This window comes from Marivita sp., from assembly GCF_051251565.1.
In the GTDB taxonomy this organism is placed as follows: Bacteria; Pseudomonadota; Alphaproteobacteria; order Rhodobacterales; family Rhodobacteraceae; genus Marivita.
The window spans coordinates 1-2,264 of the sequence record NZ_JBPOFB010000072.1; the positions used below are offsets into that span (position 1 = coordinate 1).

General features: G+C 63.8%; 2 protein-coding genes. Both read left to right on the forward strand.

Annotated features, from left to right (window positions below):
- On the forward strand, positions 1-1,411 hold a 1,411-nt coding region (locus ACSHXH_RS19465), incomplete at its 5' end, for a beta-galactosidase (protein ID WP_435673457.1).
- A partial coding sequence (locus ACSHXH_RS19470; protein ID WP_435673458.1) for an aldose epimerase family protein occupies positions 1,408-2,264 on the forward strand: 857 nt, incomplete at its 3' end. The genes ACSHXH_RS19465 and ACSHXH_RS19470, both read left to right, overlap by 4 nt.

Here is a 2,264-nt window from a genome sequence, read left to right on the forward strand (position 1 = left end):
CTGGTTGGCACAAAAGTACCAATCCCCTGATGCGTTGAACGACGCATGGGGCAATGTGTTCTGGTCGATGGAGTATGACGACTTTGCGCAGATCGGCCTGCCGAACCTGACGGTGACGGAACCCAACCCATCTCACGTTCTGGATTTCGCGCGGTTTTCATCGGATCAGGTGGCCCGTTTCAACCGAGCGCAGGTCGATGCCCTGCGCCCGCTGACCGATGCCGACCTTCTACACAACTACATGGGCCGCGAGGTTTCCTTCGATCATTTCAAGCTCGGCGCCGACCTCGATATCGCGACCTGGGACAGCTATCCCATCGGCTTTCTGTCCGACCGGCTCGAGGCGGACGCCGCGCATAAATCGCGCTACCTGCGGCAGGGCGATCCGGATCTTCAGGCGTTTCACCACGATCTCTACCGCACTGTCGGCAAAGGCCGCTGGTGGGTGATCGAACAGCAGCCCGGACCGGTGAACTGGGCACCGTGGAACCCCGCACCGCTGCCGGGAATGGCCCGGCTCTGGGCCTGGGAGGCCTTCGCCCATGGCGCCGAGGCGGTCTGTTATTTCCGCTGGCGGCAGGCCCCGTTTGCACAGGAGCAGATGCACGCGGGTCTGTTGCGCCCCGACGGCGCGCCCGCCCCCGCGCTGGCGGAATGCGCGCAGGTCGCGCGCGAAATCGAGGAGATGCCCGAGGCAGGCTGTGCACCGGCACAAGCCGCACTGATCTTCGACTACGAAAGCTGCTGGGCGTGGCAGGCACAACCGCAGGGCAAGGATTTCGACGGCTTCCGTCTGGCCTTCGACGCCTACCGGGCATTGCGGAAGCTGGGGCTGAACATCGATATCCTGCCACCTGACACCGCTGATCTGAACGGCTATCGCCTGGTGCTCGCGCCGGGGCTGATGCGGCTTTCCGATCCGCTGCGCGCAGCTATCGGAGCCTTCGACGGCCACGCCCTGATTGGACCGCGCAGCGATCTCAAGACCGCACATCTGTCGATCCCCACTCCGATGGGGCCGGACCTGCCCGGTCTCGAGTGCACCAGCGTCCTGAACGAAAGCCTGCCACCGTCTGAGCGTCTGCCACTGTCGACCGGTGGCAATCTGATCCGCTGGTTCGAGCATCTCGAAGGCAGCGCGGATATCGTGACACGGCTCGAAGATGGCCGCCCAGCGGCAATGATCGCGGGCAATCTCACTTATCTCGCCGGATGGCCGGATGAGGCCGGCTGGGATGGTCTGCTCAGCACGATCTGCGAGGCGTGCGAAATCGGCACAATGGACCTGCCTGGCGGGGTCCGCATCCGGGACACCGAGAGCCACCGCATCGTGCTCAACTACGGCGACACCGCCGCCAATTTTGAAGGTCACGACATCGCCGCTGCCGATATCCTGCGGTTGCCATTGTGAAACCGCGCCACTACGGCATCCTGCCCGATGGCCGGGAGGTGAAGCGGATCACCCTGCAAAACGATCGGCTTCGCGTAAGTATCCTCACATTTGGCGCGATCCTCGAAGATGTGAGATTGGACGGCGTCGAACACGGACTGTGCCTCGGCATGTCTTCGCTGGAGGCCTATCTCGCGGACAGCAGTTTCAACGGCGGAATCGTCGGACCCGTCGCCAATCGGATACGCGATGCGGCGGCCACAATCGCAGGCGCGCCGCACCGTTTCACCGTGAACGAGCCGCCCTCAACCACGCTTCACGGCGGCGCGGCGGGGATCCACCGATACCTCTGGGATCTGGTCGAGAGCGATGCAGGCAGCGCGCTTTTGCGGCTGAACCTCGCGCATGGCGACGGCGGCTTTCCGGGCAACAGGGTGCTGACTGCGCGGTTTTCGCTCGATGCGGCGAGCCTGTCGCTGACGCTTGGTGCGACCAGCGATCGCGAGACGATCATCAATTTGACCAATCACAGCTATTGGCGGATGGGGCCCGGTCCCACCGTCGCGGGCCATCGTCTGACGGTCGCGGCCGACACCGTCACGCAGGTCGATAAAGCAAAGCTCCCGACCGGAGAGTTCGACCCGGCGCAGTTTCGTAATGGCGTGGTTTTGAACGGCAATGCGTCGGATGCGCTCGATACAAATTTCTGCCTGATCCCCGGGGCCGAGCCCGCCGCGATCCTCGAAGGACCGTCTGCAAAGCTGTCGCTTTCGACCGATCAGCCTGGGCTTCAGGTCTACGACGGTGTCGGGATCAGTCACGCCGGTGTCGCGCTCGAAGCGCAGCGATTCCCCGATGCGCCAAATCTCTGGCC